Here is an 11,485-nt window from a genome sequence, read left to right on the forward strand (position 1 = left end):
AACGTGCGTCGAAGATTACATCGCGTGGGATGGACAGGCTGACGTTGCTGCAGGCGAACGCTCTTGTCGCACCGGTAGGCCCCGGGCGGCGGTTTGACGTGAATGTGAGCCGTAGTTCTACAGAACCATTATTATAGTCGGCATCGATCGCTTGCACCTGGCGATGGAACACTGAACGGGCGCCATGACATGCGATACCGCTTCGAGGTCAGCCCAGCTGAGGACACCGAGCCGGTCGAGATGAGTGGCTGGCGGGGGATCGCGCTCTGCGGATTCTGTGCGTTGCTGGGCGCTCTCGCCGCCGTCGTTGCCGCCGCGACTGGCACCCTTCCACACTGGATCTGAACCGCTCGATCGCGGAGCCAGTGTCCGCGGGAATGGCGGTTTCCGGCCAAACCATCACAATGGCGCTAAAATCTAGCAGTGGAGATATCGATCCGCCTCGGCTAAGCAATTGAGGATCAGCGAAAGCATCTCTCCACCTCGCAGCCTGGGGCAATGAACGCAAATGTTCCTGCTTGCCGTTCTCGTCCTTCCTTTCGCGGGAAGCTTTATTGCGGCACTCTTGCGGGTCAATGCACGCAACGCTGAGGCATGGCTCGCTGGAGCGGTCGCACTTACAACTTTTTGCCTCATCGGCGCGGCTTATCCGAACGTGACGAATGGTGGCGTTGTCGGGTGGCGAACGGACTGGGTCGCTGAACTTGGACTCGCATTTGTGCTGAGGCTTGACGGGTTCGCATGGGCCTTCGCCATGCTGATCACCGGCATCGGTTTTCTGGTGGTGCTGTATGCCCGGTACTACATGTCACCCAGTGATCCCGTTCCGCGGTTCTTCTCCCTGCTGCTCGCCTTCATGGGAGCAATGCTGGGAATCGTGCTCTCCGGCAACCTGCTCCAACTGGTTTTTTTCTGGGAGCTGACCAGTCTCTTTTCATTCCTGCTGATCAGTTACTGGCACCACAACGCGGCGGCGAGAGACGGCGCGCGGATGGCGCTGGTGATCACGTCGACGGGTGGGCTTTGCCTCTTCGCCGGCGTGCTGCTCATCGGGCACATCGTCGGCAGCTATGACCTGGAGCAGGTGCTGGCTTCCGGAAACGCGATCCGTTCGCACGCGCTTTATGTCCCCGCACTCGTTCTGATCCTTCTCGGCGCTCTCACAAAAAGCGCCCAGTTCCCGTTTCATTTCTGGCTGCCGCACGCGATGGCCGCTCCAACTCCCGTTTCAGCTTATCTCCATTCGGCAACAATGGTGAAGGCCGGAGTGTTCCTTCTAGTGCGGCTCTGGCCGGCAATGGGTGGAACGAATGAATGGCTGTGGCTGGTGGGCTCGATCGGCCTGATCACGTTTTTTCTGGGCGCCTTTCTCGCCGTGTTCCAGCAGGATCTGAAGGGGCTATTGGCCTACTCGACGATCAGCCATCTCGGATTGATCACGCTTTTGACCGGACTCGATACCCCATTCGGACAGATCGCGGCGATTTTCCATATCATGAACCACGCGACCTTCAAGGCATCGCTGTTCATGGCGGCCGGCATCATCGATCACGAAACCGGCACGCGCGACATCCGCCGCCTTAGCGGGCTATGGGCCTTCATGCCGATTACGGCGACGCTGGCCATGGTGGCTGCCGCGGCAATGGCGGGAGTGCCGTTGCTGAATGGTTTTCTGTCGAAGGAAATGTTTTTTGCCGAGACGATCGAGGTCCATGACAATTCCCTCGTCGATCAGGCGCTGCCGTACATCGTCACTCTCGCCAGCACGTTCACGGTTGCCTATTCGCTGCGCTTCATTCGCGACGTGTTCTTCGGCCCGGCTCCAACCGGCTTGCCACGCGTTCCACATGAGCCGCCCCTGTTGATGCGACTTCCGGCCGAACTGCTCGTGCTGGCATGCCTCATCGTCGGTGTCGCGCCGGCTCTCACAGTGGCGCCGATCCTCGATACGGCTGCCCGGGCGGTTCTCGGCTCCGCGATGCCGGAGTACAGCCTTCGTCTCTGGCACGGAATTACGCCTGAACTTCTGATGAGCATCGTAGCGATGGCCGGTGGGTTGGGCGTCTACGTCATGCTGCGCTCCTACCTGCTCGCGCATGAGGGACCGCCCTTGCTCGGTCGCATCAATGGCAAGCGGATCTTTGACTGGGTGTTGGTGACATTGTCCTGGCGGTTTGCGCGATGGCTCGCCACCAATCTCGGCACGAGGCGTCTCCAACCACAATTGAGACTGTTGGCTGGCGTGGCGTTCGTCGCTGCTCTGCTGCCCCTCTACGCCCGCGGCCTCTCGCTGACGGGACCGTCAAGGAGGGAATTCGACCTCGTCTTTGGACTACTCTGGGTGGTGGGCGTTGGCTGCGCGGTGGCGGCCGCGGTCCAGGCCAAATTTCATCGGGTGGTGGCGCTGATACTGCTCGGGACCGCGGGTCTCGTCACCTGCGTCAGCTTCGTCTGGTTATCCGCTCCCGATGTCGCGCTGACGCAGATCGTCGTTGAGACGGTTACGACGGTTCTCCTGTTGCTCGGCTTGCGGTGGCTGCCGAAACGCATCGCGCGACCAGGCCCGGCAGAGGCGCCCGACAGCATTCGGTGGCACCGCGTTCGCGATTTCTCCATCGCGCTCCTCGCCGGGCTCGGTTTGGGCACGCTTGCGCTGGCGGCCATGCAGCTCCCGGACAACCACAGCATTTCGCGATACTTCGTGGAAAACGCCTACACGAAGGGGGGCGGAACCAACGTGGTGAACGTCATCCTGGTGGATTTTCGCGGGTTCGATACGCTCGGCGAGATCACCGTGCTTGCGGTCGTCGCACTGACCGTCTTTGCGCTTTTGCGCCGTTTCCGTCCGGCCCCCGAAAGCATTCCCGTTCCCGAACAGCAGCATGCCCAGGATGCCCACGACGAGGCTCATCCCGATCGACAGAAGGGCGACACTGCCAAAGACACGCTTGCTACCGCGGCATTGATGATGGGGCTGCTGTTTCCCGTGATCGGCGTCGTGGCCATTTTCCTTCTCTTGCGCGGGCACGACCTTCCGGGCGGCGGCTTCATCGCCGGCATCGCCATGGCAACAGCATTCATCCTGCAGTATATGGCTCGCGGCACGGTGTGGGTGGAAGCTCGTCTTCACGTCATGCCGGTGCGTTGGATGGGTTTCGGCCTCTTGCTGGCAGGGTGTGCGGGAGCTGCCGCCTGCGTTTTCGGACACCCCTTCCTGACCTCGTACTTTGCATATGCCGAACTGCCTCTGCTCGGTCGCGTCCCCACGGCCAGCGCTCTTCTCTTCGATATCGGTGTGTTCTCGCTCGTCGTCGGCGCCACGGTATTGATGCTCATCGCAATCGCGCATCAATCGCTGCGTCGCTATGGCGTGCCGCTCCAGGCGGGGCAACGCGCGCACGATGAGCGAGCGAAAGAGGAGTTGGTGTAATGGAGCTTAGCCTGGCCATCGGCATAGGTGCGCTTACGGCGTCCGGAGTGTGGCTGATCCTCAGGCCGCGCACGTTTCAAGTCATCATCGGGCTTTCGTTGCTCTCTTACGCCGTCAATCTCTTCATCGTGGCCATGGGACGGGTGCGGACGGGAGCGCCGGTGCTGATCGCAAAGGAGATCGGGGATGCAACGAAACATGCTGACCCGCTACCACAGGCGCTCGTACTGACTGCAATCGTCATCAGTTTTGCGACGACGGCGTTGTTCCTTGTCGTTCTCCTCGCGTCGCGCGGCCTGGCTCGCACCGATCACGTCGATGGTCAGGAGCCCGAGGCGTGAGCGGAATCGCAAATCTCGTCGTTGCGCCTATCGTCCTGCCCCTGCTTGCCGGCGCAGGCATGCTGCTCTTGAATGGAGAGCGGCACCGCAACATCGTGGCTGCGGTCAATGTCGCCGCAACGGTTGCACTCGTTTGCGTCGCGGTGATCTTGCTCGGAATGTCTGATTCGGGTCACCCCGGAATCAGGGAAGTCTATCGCCTGGGCGATTGGCCTGCTCCGTTCGGAATTGTCCTCGTTCTCGATCGGCTCTCCGCGCTCATGCTGCTCCTGACCAGCATCCTGGCGTTGGCGTCGGTTGTGTTCTCTCTTGCCCGTTGGCACCGGACAGGCGCGCATTTTCATCCGCTCTTTCAATTTCTGTTGATGGGCCTCAATGGTGCCTTCCTGACCGGCGATCTCTTCAACCTGTTTGTCTTCTTCGAGTTGTTGCTGGCCGCTTCGTACGGACTTCTGCTGCATGGTTCCGGTCTTGCACGGGTGAAGGCCGGGTTGCACTACATCGTCGTGAATCTGGTCGCGTCTCTATTGTTCCTGATCGGGGTCAGCCTGATCTATGGCGTCACCGGGACGCTCAATATGGCGGACCTCTCGGCGCGGATACCTGCAATCGCTGCGGAGAGCCGCGGTTTGCTCGAAGCAGGCGCCGGCATGCTGGCCGTGGCCTTCCTGCTCAAGGCCGGCATGTGGCCTCTGTGTTTCTGGCTGCCGACGGCCTACGCATCTGCGAGTCCACCGGTGGCGTCGATCTTTGCGATCATGACCAAGGTCGGCGTATATATCATCCTGCGTCTATCGCTGTTGCTTTTCGGTGAGGGCAGCGGCGCGTCAGCGGGCTTCGGCAGTGACTGGCTGTTGTGGGGCGGGGTGGCGACGATCGCCTTCGGAGCAATCGGCACATTGGCATCCCAAGACACCGCCCGTCTCGGCGGCTTTTCGGTGCTCGTATCCTCCGGAACCGTGCTGGCAGCCACCGGGACCGGGCAAGTCAGTGTCGCCGGCGGAGCACTGTTTTACCTGGTCAGCTCGACTCTCGGCATCAGCGCGTTCTTCCTTCTGGCCGAACTCATCGAGCGCGGCCGCGAACCCGGAGCTGACGTGATCGCCGTCACGCGAGAAGCTTACGGAGAAGACCACGGTGCGGACGATACCGAAGAGGAAGTCGGCATGGCCATTGTGGCCACGATGGGATTGCTCGGCGTCGCCTTTATCGGATGCGCCCTGGTCATCGCCGGGCTTCCGCCGCTGTCGGGGTTCATAGCCAAATTCGCGCTGCTGACGGCGGCGCTTCATCCTTCAGACATGCATCCGGGCGGTGCCGTTCCCGGCAGTGGATGGGCGCTCCTGTTGGCGCTCCTCGTGTCCAGTTTTGCGGCGTTGGTCGCGCTGACCCGAGCAGGTATCCGCTCCTTCTGGGCCTCGCCAGATCGCACCGTGCCGCGTGTGCGCCTGATCGAAATGGCGCCCATCATGTTCCTGTTGATCATTTGCGCGACCCAGACAGTGCTCGCCGGTCCGGTGATGCGTTTCATGCAGGCAACGGCGCAATCGCTGCACGCCCCGGCGGGCTACGTCAGCGACGTCCTGGAGATCAGCGTCCAAGGCAGCCGAAAGGCGGGTGGCGAATGACGCGATTCCTGCCCTTTCCGCGGGTGAGCTTCTGTCTTCTCGCATTGTGGCTGCTGCTCAATCAAGCAGTCACGGTCGGACATGTCCTCCTCGGTTGTGTGATCGCGCTCGTCGGCGGGCGGATCCTCACCGTGCTGGAGCTGCCAAGCACGCACGTCAGGCGACCCGGCGTCCTTCTCCGCCTGTTGGGATTGGTAGCGATTGATATCATCCGCTCCAACTTGGCGGTTGGCCGGATCATTCTCGGCTTTGGGCGCCGGCAGCGAAAATCCGGGTTCGTGAACATTCCGCTCGACATGCGCAATCCCTACGGACTGGCCATGTTGGCTTGCATCATCACCTCGACGCCCGGAACGCTGTGGGTGAATTTCGATGCACAGAAGGGCTTGTTGATGATCCATGTTCTCGACCTGGTCGATGAAGCCGAGTGGATCCGCACGATCAAGCAGCGCTACGAACGCCATCTGCTGGAGATATTCGAATGAGCCAGCTCTTGCTGATCTACGCGCTTGTCGCCGCACAGGTACTTCTGGTGTTGGCTATCGGCTGTGGCGCGGCTCGCATCTTTCGGGGGCCGCGAGCACAGGATCGCGTTCTGGGTTTCGACACGCTGTCCGTGAACGCGATGTTATTGCTTCTGACGTTCGGGATTCGATCCGGCGAAACGCTCTATTTCGAGGCGGCTCTGGCCATGGCCCTCTTCGGTTTTGTTGGTACGGTTGCGCTAGCGAAGTTTCTGCTGCGCGGCGAGGTGATGGAATGAACGGCATCGAACACCTGCCGCCCTGGGCTGCGGCTCTCACGGCATTTCTCCTTCTTGTCGGCGCCGCCGCCACACTGGTCGGTTCGCTGGGCCTTTTGCGGTTCGGCACATTCTACGAGCGGGTCCACGCGCCGACGCTCGGGACAACGCTGGGCACCGTATTCATTGCAGCTGCTTCAATCGTTTGCTTTTCGGTACTTCAGAGCAGGCCCGTGCTGCACGAAATCCTGATCATCGGGCTTGGCGTGGTAACCACGCCTATTGCGCTGACCGTATTGGTGGGCGCAGCGCGATTTCGCGATACCGCCGAAAAGAGTGCGCAAGTTCGCGGACCAGAGGGCAATTAGCGCGAGACGCGCGATTTTTTGGTTCCTTGACCGGCCAGTCGGTCAATCCAGGCTAAATGTCGCATTTGATTTCCTGCATCGCATGCCCACCTCTAAGTACATGATGCATGACGCTGAGTAGTAGGCGAGTTCGCCGAAGTCTTTGCATGTTGGCCGCCTGATCGGAGGCAATCAGCCCCGAACTCAGTCCATGCCGCGTTCGCGAGGGCTGGAAGCTCGGTGCCCGGCAGAGCGAGCAATGCACATGCCGCTCGCAAGCGAGCCGCACCGCAAACAGAGGCAGTGATGACTACAACGCTACGACGCCGGATTTATAGGACCCAGCTGCAGATCCGCCGGTAACCCGGACGATTCAGATCGTCCGGGATGGTACCTCAACATTTCTGCAACCAAAGCCGGGAGTTTCTCATGTCGGTGTTCTTCGCGCTGCTCGTCCTGACCTCATGGGTCATGTTCATCTGGATTTCAGATCCCGATGGCTTCCGCGAGGCATTCGCTCGCCGCCGAGCGCCAATTCCTCACGATCCTAAAAGGTGACGTTGGGAGGTTCACCTCCGTCACCGCGTACAACAGTTGCTTATGAGCGAGAAAGATATCGTGCGCCGCATGTTCGCGGGGCGCGATGCTTGGTTGCTTCTCGGCTCCAGATCGTCGGTCCAGGCCAAACCGGACGAACGAAGCTGGCAGGCAACAGCGTCATAGGCCCTCCGCAAGGCAACCGAATTGCCGCGCTGGTCGAGCTTGGCAGGCCATCGGGCCGGCGGCCGTTCGCAATTGTAAGGATTCTGACATGAATATCGTCGCTGCGACAGATTTCTCGACGCGGTCCAATCGCGCTTTGCGGCAGGCCGGCCTCCTGGCGCGCTCCCCTGATGCAACTCTGCACCTTGTTCATGTCGTCGACGAGGATCAGCCAGCCGAGCTGATCCGCATCGAAGAGCGTGAGGCACAGCGGGTGCTGGTTGAGCAGATCGCATCCATGCCGGAGCTGCAAAACGTTCAGTGCTACCCGATCGTGGTCAAGGGCCATCCCTTTGACGGGATATTGCGAGCGGCTGCAGCAGCCGACGCGGATCTCGTTGTAATGGGAGCCCATCGTAAGCAGTTTCTGCGCGACATCTTCACAGGCACCACAATCGAGCGTGTAATTCGCGGAGGAAGGTATCCGGTTCTGATGGTGAACAACGAGGCGCAGCGGCGCTATGAACGCGCTCTGGTGCCGGTCGATATGTCGGATACATCCGCCGATGCAATCCGCGTGGGGCTGTCCACCGGACTCTTGACACAGGGCGCAACAACGATCCTTCACGCCTTCTCGCCGATGACGAAAGCGCGATTGGTCCGCTCCGGTGCGAGCGCGGCCGTCATCAGCGGATATGTCGATAGCGAGCGTCTGAAGGCAACGGAGGAGCTGACGAAGTTTCTGGTGGCGAACAAGCTCGGCACGCAACGATGGTCTCTCCAGGTCGGCGAGGGCGGGCCCATGCAGGTCATCACCCGTGCTGTTTCGGAGAGGCAGCCTGACATGCTGGTGATGGGGACGCACGGGCGATCTGGATTGGTTCGGGCCTTGATCGGGAGCGTAACGGAAGAAGTCCTGCGTTCGTTGAGTGTGGACGTTCTCGTTGTTCCTCCCGCCGGCTCTGAACGCACAATGTCAAATCCGCTGATCGGCACCGACCCGAAGGCGTGACGCGTACCGCGGCTCATCGCTCGCCGGCGAACCCTTCTTTCCGCGAGACCACGGCTCCCGCTCTGTCGGCTGATCGATAGACTAGCGGCGCCGTCGTTCGCTGTCGCGCGCAGCCGGCTTTGCTGCTTGTGGTTTGGTTGAGCCCCGCGTGATCTTCAGCGGATCGCTGGCCGGAAAGGTTTGCTGCAATTGCCGGTCCAATTCCTCGTCGAGTTCCCGCTTCTCCCGCTGCTTCGATGTTTCGTCATGCTTTGGCATTGCTCAATCTCCGCGTTTAGCACTTGGTGACCGGCCGTCCGTGATCGGGAACAGTTGACGCCAAACCGAGCGGAATTGAGGATTTGGAATCAGCACGGATCTTGAAGTAACAGACCGGTGCTCGGGACATCAGCGTCGCTAGTCCCGCCCGCACGGGGGACAATAGTGTTTCTCGATCATGGCACCTGCGCTCCGGCATGAAAAAACCCGCGGCGGATTGCTCCGCGCGGGTGAACTTTCGATGATGCCATTCTGCCAGTGTTTTGCCCGACGTGTCAAAGCTGAACAGCACGACGGGCAGGGATGTATCGGTTCGGCAAACGCCTAGTTGGTGCAATCAAAATGGCTAATGATTTCAATACCCCCGCTACTGTGCATGGGGTTGTTTTTCGTTTTTTTGTTTTTGCGCCGCCGAAGCCGCACCTCAGCGCCGTCCGCGCGGTGCTTCCGCCTTGGCCGGCGGCTCGGTCTGCGGTCCGCAGCTCGCGGCAGCGAGGGTTGACTGCGCTTGCGGCATCAGGCCGGGCTCGGGGGCGAGCGCCTTCATCACGATCAGGCCGGTGGTGCTGGGGGAATCGATGATCAGGCGGTCGGCGGCGGTGATCTCTTCGTCTTCGGGCAGCTCGTTGTGCTGCGGCTCGGTCATCAGGTCGAGCTCGATCACCTTCTTGCCGGCCGAGCGGTCGTTGATGGCGTAGTAGGCGATCTCGTTGCGGGTGTAGAACGACACCGACGTGTAGGCCTGGCTGACGGGGACCGTCAGCTTGATCGGCCCGTTCGACAGATCGTAGCGGCAGATCGCGAGCGCAAAGGCCGGGTCCATGAACGGCATCGGCGAGGTCTGCGGATCGGCGAGCGGAAGCTGCGTGACGGCGTTGAGTTTCGTCATCGGCGTCAGCCGCGAATAGGCGTCCTGGGTCGCGATCCGCGGCAACGCCAGCACGCTGACGAGATGGACCACGAGGCCCAGCACCACGCCGGCAACGATGGTGAACAACAGCCGGATCATGAGCAGCCCGCCGTCGTGATCGTGGGCATCGGCGCGTCGCGCTGGGTGCGCGTGGCAACGCCGACCGGGGTGTCGTAGAGCCGCAGCATCAGCGTGTAGCGTTCGATGCCGCCAGTCGGCAGCCAGTTGCCGGCGCGCGAGCGCGAGGCGATGCGGATCTCGAACGAGCCGTCGGACTGCCGCACGATCTCCTGGCTGGTGAAGCCGTAGCGCTGCAGCGAATTGGGAACGAGATGACCCTTGCGGTCATAGAGCGTCAGCGTCCAGAACCGTGCCGGCGGTGTCACGCCGGAGACCACGACGTCGCAGCGGCCGTCGAGCACCTTCTTCTTGTCGTCGGCGGTGGCGGTGAAGGCGACGCCGTCGCCGGTGCCGATAGGCAGCTCGCCGTTGCGCACGATGGTGGCGCGCGAATAGGGATCGACGTCGGCGGTGCCGGTGCGCGGACGCGCGGTCCAGGGGCCGATGGTCAGCGCGCCGATCTCGGTGCCGCGCGTCGTCGTCATCCAGGTCGCGCCGACGCCCACCACGGTTGCGAGCAGAAGGGCCGTCAATGTGATCAGGATCAGCCGCACTTGTTCGGTCAGTTCTTGCGCGGGGCGGATGCGTTCGCATTCTCTTCCGCATAGTTCTGCGGGAAGGCGAGCGCGCTCGTGGACGATGCCGGTTTGGCTTGCTTGGGGTCGGTGGCGGCCGCTTTGGCCGCGGTCCTGGCCGCGTCATCCAGCAGCTTCTCGACGCGCACCAAAACGTCGGCGCCGCGCTTGGTCAATACGGGCGGCGGACCGGGCTTGGTCTCCAGCACCTTCGGCGCCGCATTGGCCTGTGCGTTGGTGATCCGCTCGGGCGGCAGCTTCTGGCCCATGCCGATACCGGCGATCTCCCGGACCTCGACGCCCTGATGCGCCGCGAGCATGATGTCGTGCCAGGTCTGCGCCGGCAGCGAGCCGCCGGTCATGCGGTTGGTCGGCGAATAGTCGTCATTGCCGTACCAGACCGCGCAGGTGAAATTGCCGGTGTAGCCGACGAACCAGGCGTCGCGATACGCATTCGTCGTGCCGGTCTTGCCCGCGGTCGGAATGCCGTCGAGGGCTGCGCGGCGCGCGGTGCCTTCGCTGACGACGTGGCTCATCATGCCGGCCATGTCGGCGGCTACGGAGGCGGGAATCGCCTGGCGCGGCTTCGGCCCGTCGCGGTCCCAGCGCCAGACCGGATCGCCCGCGCCGGTGCGCACTTCCAGCACGGAATGCGGCGTCACTGCCTTGCCGCGGTTGGGGAAAGTCGCGTACGCCACCGCGTGCTCGAGCACGGTGACTTCGTCCGAGCCGATCGGCAGCGACGGCGTGTCGGGCAGCGGTGCCTTGAGGCCGAAGCGGCGCGCGACCTCGACGATCTTGGCGCGGCCGATCTTGGCCGGGTTCGGCGCCTTCGGCTGCTCCTTCTGGCCGATCGCGATCGACAGCTTGACGGGTACAACGTTGATCGAGCGCGTGATCGCCTGCGTCAGTGTCACCGCGCCGGAATAGGAATGGCCATAGTTCTGCGGGCACCAATTGCCGATGCAGACCGGGCCGTCGACCACGATCGAATTCGGCGTGAAGCCGTTGAGGAGCGCGGTGGTGTAGACGTAAGGCTTGAACGACGAGCCCGGCTGGCGATAGGCGTCGGTGGCGCGGTTGAACTGGCTGGCGCCGTAGTCGCGGCCGCCGACCATGGCGCGGATGCCGCCGTCGAGATCGGAGACGACGGTCGCGGCCTGCGTCGCGTGATAGTCGCGGCCGAACTGGCGCAGCTGGTTCTCGACCGCGTCCTCCGCCGCCTTCTGCACGTTGGTGTCGATCGCGAGCCGGACCACGAAGACGCGCTCAGTGTAGGATTTCGGGAAGGTGTCGACCAGCTTGCGCATCTCGTCGAAGGCGTAGTCGAGATAATAATTCGGCGACGCCTCGTAGCGGCGGTCGACCGCGAAGGCGGGGTTGCGGCGGGCGCCGAACACCTGGCCCTCGGTCATGAAGC

Annotated in this window: 12 protein-coding genes; 8 read left to right on the top strand and 4 right to left on the bottom strand. The window is 62.2% G+C overall.

The features are described 5' to 3' along the window. Positions 1–508 precede the first annotated feature (508 nt). From IVB32_RS35475 to IVB32_RS35505, 8 genes are all read left to right on the top strand, one after another. Positions 509–3,430 (top strand): monovalent cation/H+ antiporter subunit A, encoded by a 2,922-nt coding sequence (locus IVB32_RS35475; protein WP_247366787.1) that lies wholly within the window; start codon positions 509–511, stop codon positions 3,428–3,430. Next, positions 3,430–3,771 carry a Na+/H+ antiporter subunit C gene (locus IVB32_RS35480; RefSeq protein ID WP_018458528.1) on the top strand — a complete coding sequence of 114 codons (342 nt, stop codon included), beginning with the start codon at positions 3,430–3,432 and terminating at the stop codon, positions 3,769–3,771. The genes IVB32_RS35475 and IVB32_RS35480 overlap by 1 nt, the downstream gene beginning before the upstream one ends. Continuing rightward, positions 3,768–5,399 (top strand): monovalent cation/H+ antiporter subunit D, encoded by a 1,632-nt coding sequence (locus tag IVB32_RS35485; protein ID WP_018458529.1) that lies wholly within the window; start codon positions 3,768–3,770, stop codon positions 5,397–5,399. The genes IVB32_RS35480 and IVB32_RS35485 overlap by 4 nt, the downstream gene beginning before the upstream one ends. Continuing rightward, entirely contained in the window at positions 5,396–5,884 is a 489-nt protein-coding gene (locus IVB32_RS35490; protein WP_018458530.1) for a Na+/H+ antiporter subunit E, read from the top strand. The genes IVB32_RS35485 and IVB32_RS35490 overlap by 4 nt, the downstream gene beginning before the upstream one ends. Continuing rightward, positions 5,881–6,162 (top strand): K+/H+ antiporter subunit F, encoded by a 282-nt coding sequence (locus tag IVB32_RS35495; RefSeq protein ID WP_018458531.1) that lies wholly within the window; start codon positions 5,881–5,883, stop codon positions 6,160–6,162. Before IVB32_RS35490 ends, IVB32_RS35495 begins: the two co-directional genes overlap by 4 nt. Continuing rightward, positions 6,159–6,509, top strand: coding sequence for a monovalent cation/H(+) antiporter subunit G (gene mnhG, locus IVB32_RS35500; protein ID WP_018458532.1), 351 nt, complete (start codon positions 6,159–6,161; stop codon positions 6,507–6,509). Before IVB32_RS35495 ends, mnhG begins: the two co-directional genes overlap by 4 nt. Before the next feature lie 408 nt (positions 6,510–6,917). Further along, a complete protein-coding gene (locus tag IVB32_RS42885; protein ID WP_018458533.1) occupies positions 6,918–7,046 on the top strand; it encodes a hypothetical protein in 129 nt (42 codons plus the stop codon). Positions 7,047–7,299: 253 nt separating this feature from the next. Then, positions 7,300–8,202: a universal stress protein gene (locus tag IVB32_RS35505; RefSeq protein ID WP_018458534.1), complete on the top strand. Its 903-nt coding sequence runs from the start codon at positions 7,300–7,302 to the stop codon at positions 8,200–8,202. An 81-nt stretch (positions 8,203–8,283) separates the two neighbouring features. Here IVB32_RS35505 and IVB32_RS35510 read toward each other — a convergent pair whose 3' ends face one another. From IVB32_RS35510 to IVB32_RS35525, 4 genes are all read right to left on the bottom strand, one after another. Next, positions 8,284–8,460 carry a hypothetical protein gene (locus IVB32_RS35510; protein WP_018458535.1) on the bottom strand — a complete coding sequence of 59 codons (177 nt, stop codon included), beginning with the start codon at positions 8,458–8,460 and terminating at the stop codon, positions 8,284–8,286. A 424-nt stretch (positions 8,461–8,884) separates the two neighbouring features. Further along, positions 8,885–9,469 carry a DUF1254 domain-containing protein gene (locus IVB32_RS35515; protein WP_018458536.1) on the bottom strand — a complete coding sequence of 195 codons (585 nt, stop codon included), beginning with the start codon at positions 9,467–9,469 and terminating at the stop codon, positions 8,885–8,887. Next, entirely contained in the window at positions 9,466–10,044 is a 579-nt protein-coding gene (locus tag IVB32_RS35520) for a DUF1214 domain-containing protein (protein ID WP_018458537.1), read from the bottom strand. Before IVB32_RS35520 ends, IVB32_RS35515 begins: the two co-directional genes overlap by 4 nt. An 8-nt stretch (positions 10,045–10,052) precedes the next feature. Then, on the bottom strand, positions 10,053–11,485 hold a 1,433-nt coding region (locus IVB32_RS35525; RefSeq protein ID WP_247412880.1), incomplete at its 5' end, for a penicillin-binding transpeptidase domain-containing protein.

The sequence above is a fragment of the Bradyrhizobium sp. 23 genome, from assembly GCF_023073295.1.
GTDB classification, from domain to species: Bacteria; Pseudomonadota; Alphaproteobacteria; order Rhizobiales; family Xanthobacteraceae; genus Bradyrhizobium; species Bradyrhizobium canariense_D.

What these genes read in the sequence shown, in the direction of transcription:
- mnhG (WP_018458532.1), top strand. Translation starts at nt 6,159, where the DNA reads ATGAACGGCATCGAACACCTGCCGCCCTGGGCTGCGGCTCTCACGGCA.
- IVB32_RS35515 (WP_018458536.1), bottom strand. Translation starts at nt 9,469, where the DNA reads ATGATCCGGCTGTTGTTCACCATCGTTGCCGGCGTGGTGCTGGGCCTC.
- IVB32_RS35495 (WP_018458531.1), top strand. Translation starts at nt 5,881, where the DNA reads ATGAGCCAGCTCTTGCTGATCTACGCGCTTGTCGCCGCACAGGTACTT.
- IVB32_RS35480 (WP_018458528.1), top strand. Translation starts at nt 3,430, where the DNA reads ATGGAGCTTAGCCTGGCCATCGGCATAGGTGCGCTTACGGCGTCCGGA.
- IVB32_RS35490 (WP_018458530.1), top strand. Translation starts at nt 5,396, where the DNA reads ATGACGCGATTCCTGCCCTTTCCGCGGGTGAGCTTCTGTCTTCTCGCA.
- IVB32_RS42885 (WP_018458533.1), top strand. Translation starts at nt 6,918, where the DNA reads ATGTCGGTGTTCTTCGCGCTGCTCGTCCTGACCTCATGGGTCATGTTC.
- IVB32_RS35510 (WP_018458535.1), bottom strand. Translation starts at nt 8,460, where the DNA reads ATGCCAAAGCATGACGAAACATCGAAGCAGCGGGAGAAGCGGGAACTC.
- IVB32_RS35505 (WP_018458534.1), top strand. Translation starts at nt 7,300, where the DNA reads ATGAATATCGTCGCTGCGACAGATTTCTCGACGCGGTCCAATCGCGCT.
- IVB32_RS35475 (WP_247366787.1), top strand. Translation starts at nt 509, where the DNA reads ATGTTCCTGCTTGCCGTTCTCGTCCTTCCTTTCGCGGGAAGCTTTATT.